This is a genomic window from Nocardia sp. NPDC051787 (genome assembly GCF_040681325.1).
Taxonomy (GTDB): Bacteria; Actinomycetota; Actinomycetes; order Mycobacteriales; family Mycobacteriaceae; genus Nocardia.
The window spans coordinates 1-17,216 of record NZ_JBFAYO010000047.1 but is presented as its reverse complement, the minus strand read 5'-3'; the positions used below and the strand labels follow the sequence as shown (position 1 = coordinate 17,216).

Genomic DNA, 17,216 nt, shown 5'->3' with positions numbered 1-17,216 from the left:
GTTGGTCTGCTCGGCAGCCGGACGAATCCTGAATGACCAACCACAGCAGATCACGAACGGAAGTCGAGAGTATGCGTATCGCGTTGTTGACGGCGGGAACCCGGGGCGATCATCAGCCGTATCTCGCCCTGGCCGACGAGCTCCAATCGCGCGGACACCATGTCGAGATGACCGCCACCGAGAACTACGCCGATGTGGTGCGGCGATCGGGGTTCGAACCGCATGTCATCCCGTTCAACTCCGCGGAATTGCTGGAATCACCCGAGGCCAAGCGTGCACTGTCCTCCGGTAAGACACTGCCGTTCGTGCGGATCATGCTGGATACGGTCAAGATCATGGCCGGCGAACGCGGTGAGCGGATGCACCAAGTGCTCAGCGGCGCTTGCGAATCGGCCGAGGTGATCGTGTCGTGTGCCTCGACACTGCCCTGGGCGATGGAGCGTGGGGAGAAGACCGGACAGACCGTGGTGGGCTGTTTGCCGTATCCGCTCGAGCGCACCGGTGATTTCCCGTCGTCGTTCATGGTCAAGCACATGATCTCGTCGCGGCGACTGCGGTTGGCCAGCTACTCGGCATTCGAAGTGGCGTACGGCGTGGCGTATCGCCGGGTGGATCGGCGGGTGCGCGAAATGATGGAGTTGCCGGGAAAGCCGCGGAATCCGTTCCGGCGCATGCGCGAGGACGGCATTCCGCTGGTGCACATGGTGAGTCCGGTGCTGTTGCCGAAACCGGGTGACTGGCCGAGCCGGTCGACTGTCGTCGGTGCGCCCATTCTGCCCGCGCGCCTGCGCGACGCATGGGGTGAAGCGGTGGTCGATCCGGCGCTGGCCGAATGGCTCGACGACGGCGAGCCGCCGATCTACTTCTGCATGACCGGTATGCCGATCCTTGATCCCGCCGGGTGCTGCGACCTCATCGCCGCCGTATGCCGCAGGCTGGGTGCCCGTGCTCTGGTGACCGTGCGAGGTGAAGGCTATCCCCGTGGTGTGGGGTACGACCGGAGACTGTTCGTCCTGGATTCGTTCGACTACGACCGCATCCTGCCGCGGTGTCGCGCGGTCGTCCATCACGGTGGCAGCGGCAATACCCACGACGTGCTGCGCGCCGGACTGCCCGCGGTGGTGATCGGCGTGCACAGCGACCAGTTCTTCTACGGCTGGCGGATATCGTCGCTCGGGATCGGGGTCGACTTCCCGTATCCGTCGCTGACCGAGGGCCGGCTGCACGATGCGCTGGTCCGGACGTTGACACCCGAGGCACGCAGGCGGGCCGAGGAACTCGGCCACATGATATCCGCCGAGAACGGTGTCCGCGCCACGGCGGACGCGGTGGAACGACTCGCCGTCTCGGCATCGGCCTGAACCGTGGCCGAATCCGTGCACGTCGCGATCTTCACCGACTTTCACCCGGCGACACTGGGTGGCGTCCAAACAGCGATGCGGTCACTGTGCGCCGACCTGCGGCGGCTCGGTCATCGAATCACGGTATTCACCGCTCCCGCACCGGGATCCGTGGCGCCGGATGCCGATACGGTCGTACTCGGGGCGCTGCCGATCTCGATGTCGAACGGGCTGCCGGTAGTCCTTCCGACCCGGGCCAACCAGCGCAGCATCGATACCGCGTTCACCGAGCGCGGCCCGATCGATATCGTGCACGCTCTGACAACCTACGGCTGCGGGATCTCCGGCGCGCGCGCCGCCCGCAGGCACGGCATTCCGATCGTCCAGACCATGCAGAGCCGTGATGAAACGGTCATCGAAAAGTATTCACCGGCACCGTATCTGTCCGCCTTGACCATGCGCCTGGTGCACGGCTGGTTCGTGCCGCTACGCGGACAACCGGCACACGACGGCGACGGCCGGATCGCCCAGCTGGCGTGGCGTCCGCTGGTGGCGCAAGCCCGGGCGGCCGATCGGGTAATCGTGCCGACCCACTACTTCGCCCGCCGCTTGGCCGCACGCGGCGTGGACCGGCCGATCCACGTGGTCTCCAACGGAATCGACGACGAGCTACTCGAGCGGGCCCGCGGCACCGGCAGCGCGGCGACGAATACGGCCACGCCGCTGCGCGCCCTGTGGTGCGGTCGCCTGTCCGCGGAGAAGCGTCCGCTCGAAGCGATCGAGGTGGCGCGCCTGGTCGAGGACTGCACGCTGGACGTCTACGGCAGCGGGCCACTGGCCGATCGGGCCCGCTCGGCGGTCGCCGGCGCGGATCTGGGTCACCGCGTCCACCTGCACGGCGAGGTCGGCCAAGCCGACTGCCTGAGCGCCATGCGCACCCACGACCTCCTGCTGCTCACCTCCGACTGCGACACCCAGGGCATGGTGCTGCTGGAAGCGATGGCGATGGGTCTGCCGGTCGTGTACTGCGACCCCGAACTCTCCGAAACAGTGCCCGACGACGGTGGCGTCCGCGCCCCCGACCGGTCGGTGGAATCGCTGGCGACCGTGCTGAAGTCCCTCGCGCGGGACCGAACCCGGCTGCACGCCATGCGCCGGGCACTGGCATCACACGCCGATGAACCGCGCCAATCGAGGCATACCACCCGGATTCTGTCGGTCTATGCCGAATCGCTCTCCGCGCCGGACGGATTCTCCGGCGACCGGGCATAAGCCTTCCGGGATCGGTCTGACGCCGAGGGCTCTGCTCAGGTGGCACGGAAACCCTGGTCAGAGGCTCCGGACGATAAGGACTGTGGCGCCGTCCGCGCCCGGGCCTACGGCCGAGCGTTATGCCCGATTTGTCCTGATATCTTGTACTACCGATCGTAGTAAGTAAGAATGATGGCGTGGCCGTAAGTAGCAGCTCTGCTACCTACCGCCACGCCATCACTATGGGAGGGCATATGACGGTCAGCGTGGACCGCCGTCCGATCATCGTCTCCGCCGGAGTGGGAATCATGGTTCTCGCGGTGGCCGGGATGCTGGATCGGCTGCTATTGGGTGCATTCGTTTGTGTCGGAATGACGCTGGGTTATGTCAACGCATGGCTCACCCGAGTTGCCGCCGCGTGGATTTCGCAGGACACCGGATCCGGCAAACCGCGTTTGGCGGCGACGAGCGCGTTGCGGTTGTTCGGTATCACGGCGGTCGCGCTGTTCGTCGGCGTCCTGACGCGACCTGATGGGCTCGGCATTCTCTTCGGGCTGGTGGCCTTTCAGATCGTCCTGTTGCTCCAGGTGGCAGCACCGGTGTTGCGAGGTGCCCGATGACGAAAGTCGAAGTGGGACATCATGAAACCGCCCACCTCCTCGGTATGGACTTCCATGTCGACACCATCCTTGCGACCGTGGTCGCTGCCGTTGTCGTAGTGGGACTCGCGCTCTATCTGCGCGTCAAGCTGACCTCCGGGGTTCCGAACGGGGTGCAGTTGTTCTTCGAGACCGTGACAGTGCAGCTGCGCGGTCAGGTGGAAAGCGCGGTCGGACTTCGGATCGCGCCTTTCGTCCTGCCACTGGCGGTGACATTGTTCGTCTTCGATCTGCTGTCGAACTGGTTGTCCGTGTTACCGGTGCAATACGGCGACGGTGAGCTGATCAAACCACCCGCCGCGGATGTCAACTTCACCTATGCGCTCGCGCTGTTCGTCTTCCTCTGTTATCAGGCCGCGGGTATGGCACGGCGCGGTCCGATCGGGCATGTGAAGCAGGTCTTGAAGGGGCATACGGGCTGGGGTCCGATGATTGTCGTCAACGTCATCGAGGAACTGGCGAAACCGCTTTCCCTGGCCCTGCGGTTGTTCGGCAACATGTTCGCGGGCGGGGTGATGATCTCGGTGATCGCGCTGCTCCCAGCCTGGCTCAGCTGGGGCCCGAACGCCGCATGGAAGCTGTTCGACCTCTTCGTCGGGCTCATCCAGGCCTTCATCTTCGCCCTGCTGACCATCCTCTACTTCGGTCAGGCCACCACGCTCGAGCACGAAAAGCACTGAGCTGTACCGCCACATATTCATCCGAGCCACCACATTCCTATTCAACGGGGAAAGGAAAGAAGAGAAATGGCAGACGTGACCCATGCGACGATCGTCCAGGCGGCGGCCCTGCTCGCGGGCGGACTGATGATGGTCGGCGGTGCGATCGGCGCCGGCTATGGCAACGGGATGGCGGGTTCGGCGCTGATCAATGGCGTTGCCCGGCAACCGGAGGCCGAGGGCAAGCTGCGCGGTAACTATCTGATGGCGGTCAGTCTGGTCGACGCCGTGTACTTCATCAACCTGACATTCATGGCGCTGTTCGCGTTCGCGGCGCCGGGCAAGTAATGCCATGACCACGAAAACCCTGGCGGAGCAGAACTTTCTGATCCCGAACGGCACCTTCTTCGCCGAACTGTCGATATTCCTGCTCGTGCTCGCGGTCATCTGGCTCTTCGTGGTGCCGCCGGTCCGCGATGTGCTCGCGGAACGCACGGCTCGCGTCGCCAAGACCGCCGCTGATGGGCAACGGGCGCGGGAGTTCGTCCAGGCGGCCGAGGCACGGTATCGGTCCTCGGTGGCACAGGCCCGCGGCGAGGCGGCGCGGCTGCGCGAACAGGCCAGGATCGAAGGCCGGACGATCCTGATCTCGACGCGCGAGCGGGCGCAGGAACAGTCGGACCAGATGCTGGCGGAGGCCACGATCGAGCTACGGGCCCACGCTGACGCGGCGGCGGCGCGCCTGCGCGGACACGTCGACCGGCTGGCCCGTGATCTGGCAGACCGAGTGATCGGAGGTGGAGACAGTGAACGAACGTGACGGTGTCTACGACATCACCTGGAACTGGCCGGTATTCCTCAGCCAGCTGCTCGGCTTCGCCGTCATTGTCGGCGCACTCGTCAAATGGGTTGTGCCGCAGGTGAAGGCGATGATGCACCGGTCGCAGCACACCATTCGCGGCCAACTCGAGGCCAGCTCGCAGGCCGCGGCGCAATTGGCCGCCGCTGAACGGGCCTTCGCCGAAGCGGACACAAGGGCCTGCATCGAGGTGGCGCACATCCACCGGGAAGCGCGCGCCGATGCCGAGCGGATCCTCGCGGAACTGCGGAAGACCGCTGCCGCCGAAGTCGAACGGGTGCGCCGACACGGTATGGACCATCTCCAGCAGGTGCGTCGGCAGTTGCGGGAGGAACTCGGCCACGACCTCAGCACCACGGTGCTCGATCGTGCCGAGTTCGTAGTGCGCAAACGCCTCGACTCACCAGGGGCCAGGTCGGACAGCATCGACCTGGTCCTGGACGAGTTGGCGGATGTCGCCGAGAAACTCCCTGGCTCGTCGTAACCGCGGTGTCCCGCCACGGGACGATGCCCAGCGCCCGGATCGGCTCATGATCCGGGCGCCGGCGGCAAATATCCGTCGGCTTCGATCTCGGCCGCAAGAGCCGATCGCTCGGCCTGATGTCGAGCAAGTAGCTCCGCGCTGCAGGCAGTCCATGCGACCTCTTGGGCTGCGGTCATCTGTGCTCCGTGTACTTCTGATTCGACATCCGGATGGGCGTCGACGAACCGCTGGAACAGCACACCCATCTCCCGGCTGTGCCGCCGGTTGAGCTCGATCCGTCGCGGGTCCATCCGTCGCTAGTCCTCACACAGCGCCAACTGGTCGAACACGACCAAGGCTATGTTCGTGGGGTCCTCTGGTGGGTGCACACGCAGTGTGTGATGTGGGTTCGGCTCATCGTCAACGATCACCACAGTGTCGATCCCGGCCGGTAGGTCTGCGGGCCAATCGATCTCATCGGTGGGCTCCTCGACGAGTATCCGGGCGAGCCTTCCCCGCAGGCCCGTCTGGTCGTAGCGCAGCGGCGTGAGTCCCTGATTTTCGCTCATGTGATGATCGCTTGCGATTCTAGTCATCACCCGTCGGACCTCGCATCGGCGGCCGGATCGGGGTCGACACCCGACGGCGCCTGGCATACCCGGCATGGTGCGGAATCGCGACAGCCCTGAATCCTGTTGCGGCACCGCAGCACACGTGTCACAGCCCAGCCTGGCCCCGCGGTTCCGCTCGCTCTACCTGCGGAACAGTCGATCAGATGATCATCGCGGAGGTTCGGGCGCTACAGTACGGCCGTGACAGAGCACCGATCGCCCCTCGGCGGGGATCGCTCGCAGGACCTGGGAGTGCCGCCTTCGCTGGACCTCCGCGCCGCCGACTGGTCGAATTCCGATGAGACCCTTGCCCGGCTGTTCCAACGTGTCGAGACGTATGCCATAGACGCACGCGATCGGTATGCGAGGGACAAACTAGCAAAGCGGCGAACCAGCCTAGCCCTCACCGCGGCTATGATCAGTTTGGGCTTACTCGGAATTCTGGTACCACTGCTGACCACCGCCGGAGTCGACGCCGTCAACCCGAGTTGGGGTTACGCACTGCTCGCCTGCGCCGCCGGATGCGCGGCATTCGACCGATTCTTCGGCATTTCGGCGGCTTGGTTGCGCGACATCCGAAGCGCGCAGTCGATCAACGCGATGTTGTGTGATTTCCAGCTCGAGTGGGCTTCTGTCTCGAGGGCATCCGCCAATTCCAATGGGGAGATAGACCGGCGAATGGGACTGCTCAGAGATTTTTCGCACAGAGTCAACGATGTGATCGCACGCGAGACGGACTCCTGGCCGGCGCAATTTCACCTCTCGACGGAAGCGCGGACAAGCAGATTCGATCGGAGACAAAGTTTGTAGCCGCGGTCAGGACACCGACGGATACGATTTCGTGGCGGACGCGCGGAAGCTGTTTTGCCAGAACGATGGACGGGACTGCGCCCCGAGAAACAGTACGAGGTCGTGGGCGCATCCTCCAGCAAGAACACCGAGACGTACTGCGAGATGCCCGCAGGCAGCCCACTTGGTCTGCTGACTGTCGCCCACGGGTCGAACTCGGCTCGCGCCGATAATGGTCTACCCGGTCGGCTGGCACATTCTGAGAAAACAACCCGCCTGACAACGTGGCACAGGCATACGGACACGCGCAGATCGGCGGAAGAGGACGTTCACCAGCCGCGCCCAGCGGCATGAACGGATGTTGCTCTGCATCAAGCGATACCGGAACCAGGATTTTGGTGGTGTCGTCGGCGAGCCCGGTGTCGTGCATACGTTCAGCGAGCCCGGCCCAGCGCTCGTGCGGCTTCGCGAGGATGTTGTCCGTCCGCAGCGGACGATGAAGGGAGAGGGGAGCACCTACCCCTTTCCACTTTCAACATATAGCGCACCAGGGGGCTTGCGGCAAGACCCGGGTCGTGCCGCAAAATCGCTGGCCGAAGCCAGAACAGGCGCGGGTGCGCACCGCCGGACGAGGATTTTGCGGAGCTGCTGCTCGACGCGGTCAGCCGAGAAAGGCCGCCAGGTCCCGCGTGAACCACACGGGCTCGTCGAGCCAGGGAGAAAGTGAGGGTGTGTGTCAACTCAGGGGTATGACGACGAATTGCGGTCCGAGCGGAGTCACGTGACCGGGCTCTACACGCGGCTCGACGCCGAGCGCGCGCGAGCGAAGGGGCAGTACAGCGCGGCGTTGCGAGGAAACGGCGGGACCCTCATGGAACGGGATGTCGAGGTGCGCGCGGTGGCCAAGGAGGTGCAGCGGCTGGACGTGGCGGACAACGGGCTGTGTTTCGGCCGGTTGGACACCCTTTCGGGTGAGCGTTTGTATATCGGCCGGATCGGATTGTTCGACGAGGAGAACGAGTACGAACCGTTGTTGCTCGATTGGCGGGCGCCCGCGGCGCGCGCGTTCTACGTCGCCACCGCCGCCAACCCGGAATACATGCGCCGGCGCCGCCAGTTCCATACCCGTGGGCGTCGAGTGGTCGATTTCACCGACGAGGTGCTCGGCCGCCCGGGTGGTGGCGAGCGAGGGGACGCAGCGCTGCTCGCGGCGGTCAACGCGCCGCGCGGTGCGGGGATGCGCGACATCGTGGCGACGATCCAGGCCGAACAGGACGAGATCATCCGGCTCGAGCATCCAGGGGTGCTGGTGATCGAGGGTGGCCCGGGCACCGGGAAGACCGTGGTGGCGCTGCACCGCGTCGCGTACCTGCTCTACACCCAGCGGGAGCGGATGGAACGCCACGGCGTGCTCGTGGTCGGGCCCAACCCGGCGTTCCTGAACCACATCGGCCGCGTTCTGCCGTCACTGGGCGAAACCAACGTGGTGTTCATGACCACCGGCGACTTGGTGCCCGGCCTGCGCGTCACCGACGAGAACACCCCGGACGCCGCGCGGCTCAAGGGCTCGCTGAAGATCCTGGACGTGCTCGCGGCGGCGGTCGCCGATCGGCAGCGGCTGCCGGAGCATCCGCTACCGATCGAATTGACCGACGTCACGGTGCGAATCGATGCCGAGACCGCGGAGTGGGCCAGGCAGGAGGCGCGCGCGAGCGGTTTGCCGCACAACGAAGCACGCGCGGTGTTCAGTGAGATCGTCACGTGGGTGCTCACCGAACGGGCGATTGCCCGGATCGGCCGGGGTTGGCTGACCCGGGAGGACCGCGAAGCATGGGAGCAGCTGCGGGTGGACCTGCTCGCGGAGCTCGCGGACCATGACCAGTTCACCGCCGCGCTCGACGAACTCTGGCCGATACTGACGCCGGAAACACTATTGGCGCAGCTGTACATGTCCCCCGAACGGCTGCGAGCGGCAGGCGCCGACCAAGCGCTGTTGCGCGCCGATGGCGATGCCTGGACGGTGTCGGACGTGCCCCTGCTCGACGAACTGGTGGACCTGCTCGGACGCGACAAGCCGGCCGGCCGCGCGGCCGAGCGGGAGCAGAAGGTCGAGGCCGAATACGCGGCCGGCGTACTGGACATCCTCATCCGCCGGGAGGACCTGATGGACGACGAGGACCACCTGGGCACCAGCGTCGTGATCGGGCCACCGGATGTGCCGGGCGCGGTGGCGGCGTCGGAAACGAAGGGCCTGGAGTACGACGCCGTCCTGGTCGTGGAACCGGAACGAATCCTCGCCAACGGCCCACGCGGCGCGGCCGAACTCTACGTCGCCCTCACCCGCGCCACTCAACGCCTCGGCGTCCTGCACCAGGGCCCGTTGCCGCAGGCCCTGACCGGACTCGCCGAGACCGGGATATCCGCCAAGACCGTGAATCAAGGGTAGGCGTAGCGATTCGCGGGCGGCCTCCGGACCCCATACCGGGGTCGCCGTTGGAAGCGCCGGGACAGATGCCTGATCTTCTCGAACGCTCCCGGCTCGCGCGCGCCGGGAGCGAAGAGAAAAGCGGGCGAGACGTGATTTGCGCCGGCGCCGGGTCCCGTGGAGTGATCAGTACCGGTCGACGGGGGGCGGCGTCAGCGTCGAGTCGCGGAGCGGACCGATCGATTCCTCGAATGCCTTCTTCCAAGAACCGTCGGCGACCATTGCCTCGATCGCATCGTTGATCTTGGCGCGGGTCTCCTGATCGCCCTTCTTCAGGCCGATGCCGTACTTCTCGATGGTGAACGTGTTGCCGACCAGCTTCAGTTCGCCCGATGCCTGCCCCGCGTAACCGGCGAGGATGATGTCGTCGGTGGTCACCGCGTCGACCGAACGGCTGCGCAGAGCTTCGATGCACTGCGAGTAGGTGTCCAGCTCCACCAGCTTGACGTCCTTGGCGTAGTTGTCCTTGACGTACTGCGCCGGGGTGGAGCCTTTGACCGAGCAGAGCTTCTTATTGCCGGTCAGCGACTCGACACCGGTGATATCGGTGGTCTCATTTTTCACCAGCAGGGCCTGCCCGGCCACGAAGTACGGCCCGGCGAAGTCGACCTTCTCCTTGCGGGCGTCGGTGATCGAGTACGTGGCAACGACGAAGTCCACCTCGCCGTTCATGATCATCGTCTCGCGTTGAGCCGACGGCGCCTCTTTGAACGTGATGCCGTCGGGCTGCACGCCGAGCTTGCCGGCCACGTACTTGGCGATCTCGACGTCGTACCCGTGGTACGAGCCATCCGCTTCACGGAATCCCAGTCCGGGCTGGTCGAACTTGATGCCGATGGTCAGCTTGCCTTCCCGCACGTGATCACTGGTGGTCGCGGAGTCGCTGCTGTTACCGCCACCGCAGGCGGTCGCGGCGAGGGTGACGGCGATCGCCCCGATACCGAGGCGGAGTGCGCGGTTGATCCTCATCGAATTTGGTTCCTTCTCAGGGTGAGCCGTCAGGCCCGATCGGAGTGCTAACGGCACGTCATTTTTCCCGGGCCTCCCAGCACCCGTGTCGAACGCCTTCCCGCCAGTGGAAACCGGACGGTCGCGACGCACCGGTAGCTGGGTGGGTGGTTTTCTCACCAGCACGGTGCCGGCCGGTCTGCGCGAGACCCACCGCCGGAGCTGGGGTGAGAGGTCCGTGGCCCTTGCCCCGCCTCGGATTCGAGCGAAAACATCGCCCCATGGCCGTAATTCGACAACGGGGAGACTCAGTCACGAACCTTATCGGCCGGTGTTCGGACGGCAATTTCGCCACCCAGGTCGTAGTTGCCGGACAGTTGTAGTCCGTCTCCGCTCCAGAATCGGCCCGGGTCGTACCAGTCGGGGCTGCGGTGTTGGGGCAGCAGTCCCATCGCCTGGTATGTCGCAGCGACGATTTCGGCGCAATACGCGTTCTCCAGTTCTCGGGCGGCCGGCCGGCTCGTTTTGCGGCGGGGGAGGCGTGCGCGGCCGCGTAGCCAGCGCCCCGCCAGACCTGCGGTGGACGGGAACGGTGTGCCGTCGAGCCGGGCGATGGTGCGCAGCACGCCATCCTCCATCTCGCGGGAGGCAGGAGGGTCCAACTGGCGCAACCAGGCCTGCTGGCCGTAGCGGTGTGCCCACACCAGCACGGCATCGCGCAGGTTGTGCAACTGGACGCCACGGTGCGTGTTTCCCGACCACATGTCGGGCAGGGACCGTCCTAGCTCCGCGTGCCAGATCAGGGCGGGCAGATCGTCGATCACCACGGACATCCCGACATGGTTCACCGGACTGTTCGTCGTCATACGAATCACCCGGTCAGCTGTCGAATGGCCACGGAAAAGCCAGATGTCACCCGTTCTGGTGATCTCGACCGCTCGGTCGAGACTGATGCCCGTCCCCGTCATGGTCGTAGCCTATGCGTCATGAGGTGGTGGAAGGTGCTGGGATTGGCAGGTGCGGCCGGAGTGGTTGCCACCGGTGTCGTGGTGGTGCGCGCCGACCGCCGCCGCCGTGCCTACACGCCGGACCAGGTCCGCGAACAACTGCACACGCGATTCGCCCAGGCGACGTCGGCCCCGGGAACGGTCGAAACCGCCGCTCCGGAGCCGCGGACATTCTCCGGGATCAGTAGGCCGATCCGAAAATTGTTCCGTCGCCGATCCCAGCAGCGGAAGTGAGCGAAGATGGTGTGGGATACGGTTTACGGTGTTGAGAGCGGCTGGCGGGCACAGTCCCGTGGAGGCGAAGGCTTCGTCTTCGAAAACGAAGTCCGCACGGCGGCGGGCTGCGCGTCCAGGTCTTCCAGCAACTCCGACGACAGGTCGAAATACCGCAGTTGACTGGTGATTCCCGGCCGCTGCGGTGTCTGGCGCAACCTGTCGACAGTGCGCAGAATCAGGTCCAGCCTATTGCCGTCGCCGAACTCGATCCGCAGGGGAGCGGGCCTCACGGCCACATCGAAGGTGCGCAGCCGCGCGCTCCAGCCCTGTGTCGAGACACCCTCACGGCCGTACGGGGCCGCCACGTGCCGCCGGTAGCTGGTCGATCTGCGTCGAAAGGCCGAGACTGGTTACTGGCTGCCCGCGCCATTGCGGCACGCGACCACACTGGTCGCGCCCTCTCGAAACCGCCAGATCCGGCGAGATGCGTGGGACCCGGCCGATCGACAGGAAGGAGGCTGGAAATGAATCACTCAGGAACGGACCCGACTTTCTATAGGAGCGCAGCGGAGGCGGCTGCCGCCCCAGCGGAGCGGCTCGCATACGTTGTTGCGTTCGACCGCGCGGCCCAGAAGCCAGATGCGCTGTCGGTGATCGATGTGGATCCGGGCTCGGCCACCTACGGCCGGGTGGTGGGCTGGACCGAGGTACCCGACCTGGGCAACGAGCTGCACCATTTCGGTTGGAACGCCTGCAGCAGCGCGCTGAAGCACGAGGGCCACCACATCGAGGGGCTGGCTCGGCGGTACCTGATCGTGCCGGGTCTGCGCTCATCGCGCCTGTACGTGTTCGATACCCAGCCCGAGCCACGCCAGCCCACGCTGTCCAAGATCGTGGACAGTTCCGAGCTCGCGGCCAGGGCCGGCTACTCACGTCCACACACGCTGCATTGCGGGCCGGACGGTGTGTTCATGACCTGCCTCGGCGCGGCAGACGGATCGGACGGGCCGGGCGGGATCGCGCTGCTCGATCACGACACGTTCGAGGTGCTGCGGCAATGGGAGACCGACCGCGGGCCGCAATACCTCGCGTATGACGCGTGGTGGCATCTCAACCAGAACACGCTGGTCAGCAGCGAGTGGGGCACCCCGTCCATGATCGAGGACGGGCTGAAACCAGAGCTGCTGCTGGCCAACGAGTACGGCCACGCGATCCACTTCTGGGAACTCACCGCCGGTCGGCACCAGCAGCGGATCGATTTCGGCGAGCCCTACCAGATGCCACTCGAGCTGCGCCCTTCGCACGATCCGGACGCCGTCTGGGGATTCGTCGGCGTGGTGATCTCAACCGAGGATTTGTCGGCCTCGGTGTGGCGTTGGCACCGCAACGGTGGCGAGTGGGCGGTCGACAAGGTGATCACCATCCCGGCCGAGCCGGCCGATCCCGACCTGCTGCCGCCGGCGCTGAAACCGTTCGGCGCGGTGCCACCACTGGTCAGCGACATCGACCTGTCGGTCGACGACGCATACCTCTACGTCTCATGCTGGGGTACCGGCGAGCTGAAGCAGTTCGACGTGCACGATCCGGCCAGCCCCGAACAGACCGGATCCGTCCGGCTCGGCGGTATCGTCGGACGGACCGCCCACCCGGCCGCGCCGAACCAGCCGCTGGCCGGAGGCCCCCAGATGGTCGAGATCAGCCGTGACGGTCGCCGGGTCTACCTCACCAACTCGCTCTACGGCGCATGGGACGACCAGTTCTACCCGGACGGGGTCGGCGCCTGGATGGCCATGATGCGCACCGACCCCAACGGCGGAATGACCATCGACGAATCGTTCTTCCCGCACGCCGAGGACTTTCGAGGTCTGCGGGTACACCAAGTGCGCCTCCAGGGCGGCGACGCCTCCTCCGACTCGTACTGTTACCGGTAGTGCTATGAATTAGTTTGTGCCACTGCGGCGTTCGGCATCCCACCGATCCAGCAGTGCGGGCAGTTCCTTGCCCATCCACACGAAGAACTCGTGCATATCCCGCACTCGCGCCGCGTCCTCGCTGTTCGCGTCGTCGAACAGCGCCAGCCCGCGGGAGGTCATACTGGTCAGCTGGTCGTACATGCCGGACTGCTGCCTGGTGAGTTCGGGCAGGATGCCCGGGCGCACGGAGTAGTAGTCACGGCGGTCGCCGGGCTTGCTGGTCTTATCGACCCACCGCATGGTGGTGAGCGTTTTGAGCGCGCTGGAGATGGAGCCCTTGGAGGCCTGGAGCGCCTCGGCGATTTGATTGAAGGTCTGCTCCGGCGGGTCGCAGATCAACAGCCAGCCGACTGTGCGGCCGATCATGCGGACCAGGCCCATTCGTTCGAGGACAAGCGCGAAATCCTCCACGAACGCCAGCTGGGCGTCGGTAGGGGTAGTGGTCGGTTCGGATGCGCTGGTCATGAGATGAGTATTCTTTCTGCCGGAAATGGATATGCTGGGCGGGTTCGTCAGAACCCGCCCAGCAGGGGCCCTTCAGACGGCGAGGTCGCGGCGGTCGAACACGGTGAGCGACAGTCCTACCGCTAGGGCGGCGAGGGCGGCCAGCACCGTGAGGTGTCCGGCATTCCAGCCGTTGACCAGCGGCGAGTCGCCGATTGCGTAGTAGAAGGGCGAGAAGTTCTTCAGCCACGACGCCCCGTCGACGATTCCGCCGAGGCTGTTGGCCAGGTATCCGCCGAGCACCAGCAGTGCGGCCAGTCCGAGGGTCTGCGCCCTGCGCCCGCGCCGACCAGCTGGGTCAGGGCGGCCACGGCCAGTCCGAGCAGGCCGAGCCCCGGCGATGGCGGCGAGGATATTGCCCGCAGGCACGTCCAGCTGTCCGGCCTTGGCTCCGGCGAGCACGCCCAGTCCCAGCACCCCGGTGACGACGCCGATTTGGGTGGCGAGAGCGGCGAACCGCTGCCGGATCAGGCTCGTGCGGCTGATCGGTTGTGCGAGAAGCAGATCCCGTGTCCCACTCACCTCCTGTGTGGCCGAGCGGCTGCCCATGGTGACCGCGAAGATCACGATGCGCAGCAGGCCCATCATGGCGAAGATAGTGGAGTGCAGGTAGCCGGCGGCGGTGGCGAAGTCACCCATGCCCATGGCGTCGTAGACGCTGCTCTGCTTGATGTTCAGCGAGCCTTGCTCTTTGAGTGACTGGTAGGAGGGCAGGTACATCAGTGGCACGATGGCCATGCCGACCGACCAGCCGATCAGGGCGCGCTTCTGTTCCTTCAGCGTCTGCTGCACCTCGGTGAGGATGTGCGAGGACATGAAGACGGTCTGCCCGTTGTTCTTGGCCTCGGTGACCAAATCCAGGAAACGTTGCTGCAGAAGCGGATCCAGCCCGGAGGTCGGCTCGTCGAGAATGAGCAGATCGGGAGAGTGCATGAAGGCGGCGATAATCCCGGCCTTCTGCTTGTTGCCCTTGCTCATCGCCCCGACCTTCTTGGACAGGTCCAGATCCAGCAGCCGCGCCAGTTCCTCGATGCGCCCGGCGGGACAGTGCCACGCTGGTCGGCGAAAAACCCCAATAGATCTCGCGCGGTATTGCGGCCCTCGAGGGCGAGCTCACCGGGCAGGTAGCCGATCCGACGGCGCAGTTCCGCACCGCCGGCGCGGGGATCGGTGCCGAAGATTTCGACGCGACCGGCGGTAGGTCGAATGACACCCCTTCAACGAATATGGCAATTTGTGCAGGCCATCAAGCCCACTCGAGTCGGCCGTGCGATCGGTTGTTCATCCCGGCTCCACACGTCGGTATCGAGCAACGCTCGCGTGCGGTAGGTCGCAGTTCGCGGCCGACTATGCTGTGGAACGATGAGGCAAAGCGCCGGAACTGATGGTCTCCTATAGGTTTCAGACGAACACGAAGGGCGCCGTGAGGAGGTCCGATGGATGCCGAACGCACCGGCCGCAAGGTCGTTGACCCCGGCCGCTTCAATCCGGACACACCGAAGCGAGGGACCTCCCAGCACCCCGATCGGCGGCTGTCGGCGCGTGTCCAGCGCGCCATCTTGCGCGAACGCGTAGTGCCGCTGCTGGCAACAATAGCGGGATTGGCAATCGTGCTGGCTGTGGCGATGGCAGGTACCGCAGTCCTGCTGATCGGATATGGCTATTTCGCACAAGGACGCGACCAGGCCGAGCGTGACAGCTGGTCACGCAAGATCGAGACTGCCATCCGGGCCCTTCCGGGGGTGACCGACGCGTCACACCGGTTCGAGCACTACAAGGGCAGACACTTCAACGCCAAACTCGACGTGCGGCTCAGGGACGACGCCACACCGGCCGAGGCCGCGTCTGTGGTGAGTGCCATGGGCGCTCAACAGCTTCCGCGGCGTTTCCAAGGCGACCCGACAGAGGTCACCATCGACCGGATGGCGGACACCTATTCCGCGTACTGGCTTTTCGGCCGTGACGTGAGCACTGAAGCGAACGCCGCAGACACCTGGGCGCAACTATGGGCCGCCGGCACCGAAGTGCACTGGTCCTCGCGCGGCGGCGACGCGAGCCGCATAACCAACGCCATCGACGTCCGAGCGGGCTCCGAGAGCGAACCTCACCGCGCCACCGCGGCGATGCGCCGAATCATCCGGGACTTCCCCGAACTGGCATCCAACCATTGGACCGTATCCACCGTTCATGAGCGGGAGCGCGGGTTCACCAATCACTCGGAACGGCGCCCCGGGTCGTATCCATGGCCCCATGATCGCGTCACCCCCCGCCAAGAGCCCACCCCTCGCTTCCCGTCCAATGACGAACTCGACCTGTGGCAGTGGTTCCTGACCGATCAACCCATCCCGTTCTTCGTTCGGGTGTCGGTCTACGACCCGCCCTCCGAAGGCCGCACACTGGGCGTCACCGTATTCCCCCCCGTGGGTACGGAATTCAGCGCCGCGCAGACCACACAACTCGCCGATCTGCATCTTCCCTACCTGGCTGGCTACGGCGCGGCGGTCGACTACACGATCTACACACCCAACGGCCCCGTCTACTCCTACGGCCCCTTTTTCGAGGTCGTGGTCGGCGGCTGCCAGACACCCGGGTACAACGTCTTACCGGAGTCGCAGCCCTACGTGCGTCAGTACGAACGCTGCTAGATTCTGTCTCCCAATCGATCGAACTGGGTGTTCGGAGTGCCTCGGTGGTGGCATCATGTCCGCTGTGTCAAGGCTGGCGGTATCGGGTGTTGACGGACAAGCAGTGGAAGTTGCTGGAGCTGCTGTTGCCGAAATCAGAAAGGCGACTGGGTCGTAACTTCGCCAACTACCGGTTGGTGGCTATTGCCACTGCTTGTATCTATCGCGGCCCGATGCAGCGTGCGGATCGTTCGGTACCGGCCGATATATCGTGGGCAGACCGCACCCAGCCAGCGCTGGAAAAGCAATCGTATCTTCGCACATCAATCACCGTGCAGTGACGTTGCTGTCACGACACCGCATACCGGTTGACGCGCCGCGACCCCGGTGATGCGCCGGTGGCTAGTGTCGCGGTGCTCCATATCCAATCCGAATGGACAGGAGGGATCTTCGGTGCGAACAACATCTGTCCGGGCCGCGGCAGTAGTCGGTGCCGCGGGACTACTACTTACAGTCGGGTTCCTTGCCGCACAGCCATTCTCGTCGGTGGAAGCCAGCAGGGAGGTTCGCCTTGCTCAGCACGTCCAGGATGCCGATGTGCGGAATGTGAATATCTCGGATATCGCAGACGAGGGTGGGAAGCCCAACGAGAATGCCGAGGGGCATGGCAAAGGCAAAGAAGGAGGCAAAGGTAAAGGTAAAGGTAAAGGCAAAGGTAGAGGCAAGGGTAAAGGTGAGGTGCCCGGAGGGTCTCGGACAGTGGCCCAAAGTAGGATTGGGTAACACTGAACGGAGTTGTTTGTGGCACAGAAGAAGTCGCGGCATTTC

Annotated in this window: 21 protein-coding genes; 13 read left to right on the top strand and 8 right to left on the bottom strand. The window is 65.1% G+C overall.

Annotation, left to right across the window (positions count from 1 at the left end):
* Positions 1-71: 71 nt before the first annotated feature.
* From AB0M45_RS31775 to AB0M45_RS31745, 7 genes are all read left to right on the top strand, one after another.
* Positions 72-1,361 (top strand): glycosyltransferase, encoded by a 1,290-nt coding sequence (locus AB0M45_RS31775; protein WP_364336778.1) that lies wholly within the window; start codon positions 72-74, stop codon positions 1,359-1,361.
* A gap of 3 nt (positions 1,362-1,364) precedes the next feature.
* Complete coding sequence (locus AB0M45_RS31770; protein ID WP_364336777.1) at positions 1,365-2,612, top strand: glycosyltransferase family 4 protein; 1,248 nt, start codon at positions 1,365-1,367, stop codon at positions 2,610-2,612.
* A gap of 233 nt (positions 2,613-2,845) precedes the next feature.
* Positions 2,846-3,211 carry a hypothetical protein gene (locus AB0M45_RS31765; protein ID WP_364336776.1) on the top strand — a complete coding sequence of 122 codons (366 nt, stop codon included), beginning with the start codon at positions 2,846-2,848 and terminating at the stop codon, positions 3,209-3,211.
* A complete protein-coding gene (atpB, locus tag AB0M45_RS31760; RefSeq protein ID WP_364336774.1) occupies positions 3,208-3,930 on the top strand; it encodes a F0F1 ATP synthase subunit A in 723 nt (240 codons plus the stop codon). The genes AB0M45_RS31765 and atpB overlap by 4 nt, the downstream gene beginning before the upstream one ends.
* Before the next feature lie 66 nt (positions 3,931-3,996).
* Entirely contained in the window at positions 3,997-4,257 is a 261-nt protein-coding gene (gene atpE, locus AB0M45_RS31755) for an ATP synthase F0 subunit C (RefSeq protein WP_364336772.1), read from the top strand.
* Between the two features lie 4 nt (positions 4,258-4,261).
* On the top strand, positions 4,262-4,729 hold the full coding sequence (locus tag AB0M45_RS31750) for a F0F1 ATP synthase subunit B (RefSeq protein ID WP_364336770.1): 468 nt from the start codon (positions 4,262-4,264) through the stop codon (positions 4,727-4,729).
* The gene (locus tag AB0M45_RS31745; RefSeq protein ID WP_364336768.1) at positions 4,716-5,252 is read left to right on the top strand and encodes a hypothetical protein; all 537 of its coding nucleotides are present in this window, start codon (positions 4,716-4,718) and stop codon (positions 5,250-5,252) included. The genes AB0M45_RS31750 and AB0M45_RS31745 overlap by 14 nt, the downstream gene beginning before the upstream one ends.
* 44 nt (positions 5,253-5,296) lie before the next feature.
* Here AB0M45_RS31745 and AB0M45_RS31740 read toward each other — a convergent pair whose 3' ends face one another.
* Both AB0M45_RS31740 and AB0M45_RS31735 read right to left on the bottom strand, forming a co-directional pair.
* Positions 5,297-5,542, bottom strand: coding sequence for a hypothetical protein (locus AB0M45_RS31740; protein WP_364336766.1), 246 nt, complete (start codon positions 5,540-5,542; stop codon positions 5,297-5,299).
* A 6-nt stretch (positions 5,543-5,548) separates the two neighbouring features.
* Entirely contained in the window at positions 5,549-5,800 is a 252-nt protein-coding gene (locus AB0M45_RS31735) for a ubiD family decarboxylase (protein WP_364336764.1), read from the bottom strand.
* A 243-nt stretch (positions 5,801-6,043) separates the two neighbouring features.
* Between AB0M45_RS31735 and AB0M45_RS31730 the strand changes: the two genes are divergently transcribed.
* Positions 6,044-6,652 (top strand): SLATT domain-containing protein, encoded by a 609-nt coding sequence (locus AB0M45_RS31730; RefSeq protein WP_364336762.1) that lies wholly within the window; start codon positions 6,044-6,046, stop codon positions 6,650-6,652.
* A 712-nt stretch (positions 6,653-7,364) separates the two neighbouring features.
* Positions 7,365-9,077, top strand: coding sequence for a DNA/RNA helicase domain-containing protein (locus tag AB0M45_RS31725; protein ID WP_364336760.1), 1,713 nt, complete (start codon positions 7,365-7,367; stop codon positions 9,075-9,077).
* Between the two features lie 165 nt (positions 9,078-9,242).
* On the opposite strand, the gene AB0M45_RS31720 is transcribed toward AB0M45_RS31725, so the two are convergent.
* Both AB0M45_RS31720 and AB0M45_RS31715 read right to left on the bottom strand, forming a co-directional pair.
* Positions 9,243-10,085 carry a glutamate ABC transporter substrate-binding protein gene (locus AB0M45_RS31720; protein WP_364336758.1) on the bottom strand — a complete coding sequence of 281 codons (843 nt, stop codon included), beginning with the start codon at positions 10,083-10,085 and terminating at the stop codon, positions 9,243-9,245.
* 287 nt (positions 10,086-10,372) lie between these two features.
* On the bottom strand, positions 10,373-11,032 hold the full coding sequence (locus tag AB0M45_RS31715) for a hypothetical protein (protein WP_364336756.1): 660 nt from the start codon (positions 11,030-11,032) through the stop codon (positions 10,373-10,375).
* 18 nt (positions 11,033-11,050) lie between these two features.
* On the opposite strand from AB0M45_RS31715, the gene AB0M45_RS31710 reads away from it, so the two are divergent.
* Complete coding sequence (locus AB0M45_RS31710) at positions 11,051-11,305, top strand: hypothetical protein (RefSeq protein ID WP_364336754.1); 255 nt, start codon at positions 11,051-11,053, stop codon at positions 11,303-11,305.
* Positions 11,306-11,328: 23 nt separating this feature from the next.
* On the opposite strand, the gene AB0M45_RS31705 is transcribed toward AB0M45_RS31710, so the two are convergent.
* Positions 11,329-11,577: a hypothetical protein gene (locus AB0M45_RS31705; RefSeq protein WP_364336752.1), complete on the bottom strand. Its 249-nt coding sequence runs from the start codon at positions 11,575-11,577 to the stop codon at positions 11,329-11,331.
* A gap of 234 nt (positions 11,578-11,811) precedes the next feature.
* On the opposite strand from AB0M45_RS31705, the gene AB0M45_RS31700 reads away from it, so the two are divergent.
* Entirely contained in the window at positions 11,812-13,218 is a 1,407-nt protein-coding gene (locus tag AB0M45_RS31700) for a selenium-binding protein SBP56-related protein (protein WP_364336750.1), read from the top strand.
* A 9-nt stretch (positions 13,219-13,227) separates the two neighbouring features.
* On the opposite strand, the gene AB0M45_RS31695 is transcribed toward AB0M45_RS31700, so the two are convergent.
* A complete protein-coding gene (locus AB0M45_RS31695) occupies positions 13,228-13,725 on the bottom strand; it encodes a MarR family transcriptional regulator (RefSeq protein ID WP_364336748.1) in 498 nt (165 codons plus the stop codon).
* A gap of 72 nt (positions 13,726-13,797) precedes the next feature.
* Positions 13,798-14,742 (bottom strand): AAA family ATPase, encoded by a 945-nt coding sequence (locus AB0M45_RS31690; protein WP_364336746.1) that lies wholly within the window; start codon positions 14,740-14,742, stop codon positions 13,798-13,800.
* A 458-nt stretch (positions 14,743-15,200) separates the two neighbouring features.
* On the opposite strand from AB0M45_RS31690, the gene AB0M45_RS31685 reads away from it, so the two are divergent.
* Both AB0M45_RS31685 and AB0M45_RS31680 read left to right on the top strand, forming a co-directional pair.
* The gene (locus tag AB0M45_RS31685) at positions 15,201-16,409 is read left to right on the top strand and encodes a hypothetical protein (RefSeq protein ID WP_364336744.1); all 1,209 of its coding nucleotides are present in this window, start codon (positions 15,201-15,203) and stop codon (positions 16,407-16,409) included.
* Between the two features lie 89 nt (positions 16,410-16,498).
* Entirely contained in the window at positions 16,499-16,729 is a 231-nt protein-coding gene (locus AB0M45_RS31680) for a hypothetical protein (protein WP_364336742.1), read from the top strand.
* A 163-nt stretch (positions 16,730-16,892) separates the two neighbouring features.
* Here AB0M45_RS31680 and AB0M45_RS31675 read toward each other — a convergent pair.
* A partial coding sequence (locus tag AB0M45_RS31675; protein WP_364336740.1) for a hypothetical protein occupies positions 16,893-17,216 on the bottom strand: 324 nt, incomplete at its 5' end.

Coding starts and splice junctions, on each gene's coding strand:
- AB0M45_RS31775 (WP_364336778.1), top strand. CDS start 72: ATGCGTATCGCGTTGTTGACGGCGGGAACCCGGGGCGATCATCAGCCG.
- AB0M45_RS31765 (WP_364336776.1), top strand. CDS start 2,846: ATGACGGTCAGCGTGGACCGCCGTCCGATCATCGTCTCCGCCGGAGTG.
- atpB (WP_364336774.1), top strand. CDS start 3,208: ATGACGAAAGTCGAAGTGGGACATCATGAAACCGCCCACCTCCTCGGT.
- atpE (WP_364336772.1), top strand. CDS start 3,997: ATGGCAGACGTGACCCATGCGACGATCGTCCAGGCGGCGGCCCTGCTC.
- AB0M45_RS31750 (WP_364336770.1), top strand. CDS start 4,262: ATGACCACGAAAACCCTGGCGGAGCAGAACTTTCTGATCCCGAACGGC.
- AB0M45_RS31740 (WP_364336766.1), bottom strand. CDS start 5,542: ATGGACCCGCGACGGATCGAGCTCAACCGGCGGCACAGCCGGGAGATG.
- AB0M45_RS31735 (WP_364336764.1), bottom strand. CDS start 5,800: ATGAGCGAAAATCAGGGACTCACGCCGCTGCGCTACGACCAGACGGGC.
- AB0M45_RS31720 (WP_364336758.1), bottom strand. CDS start 10,085: ATGAGGATCAACCGCGCACTCCGCCTCGGTATCGGGGCGATCGCCGTC.
- AB0M45_RS31715 (WP_364336756.1), bottom strand. CDS start 11,032: ATGACGGGGACGGGCATCAGTCTCGACCGAGCGGTCGAGATCACCAGA.
- AB0M45_RS31710 (WP_364336754.1), top strand. CDS start 11,051: ATGAGGTGGTGGAAGGTGCTGGGATTGGCAGGTGCGGCCGGAGTGGTT.
- AB0M45_RS31700 (WP_364336750.1), top strand. CDS start 11,812: ATGAATCACTCAGGAACGGACCCGACTTTCTATAGGAGCGCAGCGGAG.
- AB0M45_RS31695 (WP_364336748.1), bottom strand. CDS start 13,725: ATGACCAGCGCATCCGAACCGACCACTACCCCTACCGACGCCCAGCTG.
- AB0M45_RS31690 (WP_364336746.1), bottom strand. CDS start 14,742: ATGAGCAAGGGCAACAAGCAGAAGGCCGGGATTATCGCCGCCTTCATG.
- AB0M45_RS31685 (WP_364336744.1), top strand. CDS start 15,201: ATGGATGCCGAACGCACCGGCCGCAAGGTCGTTGACCCCGGCCGCTTC.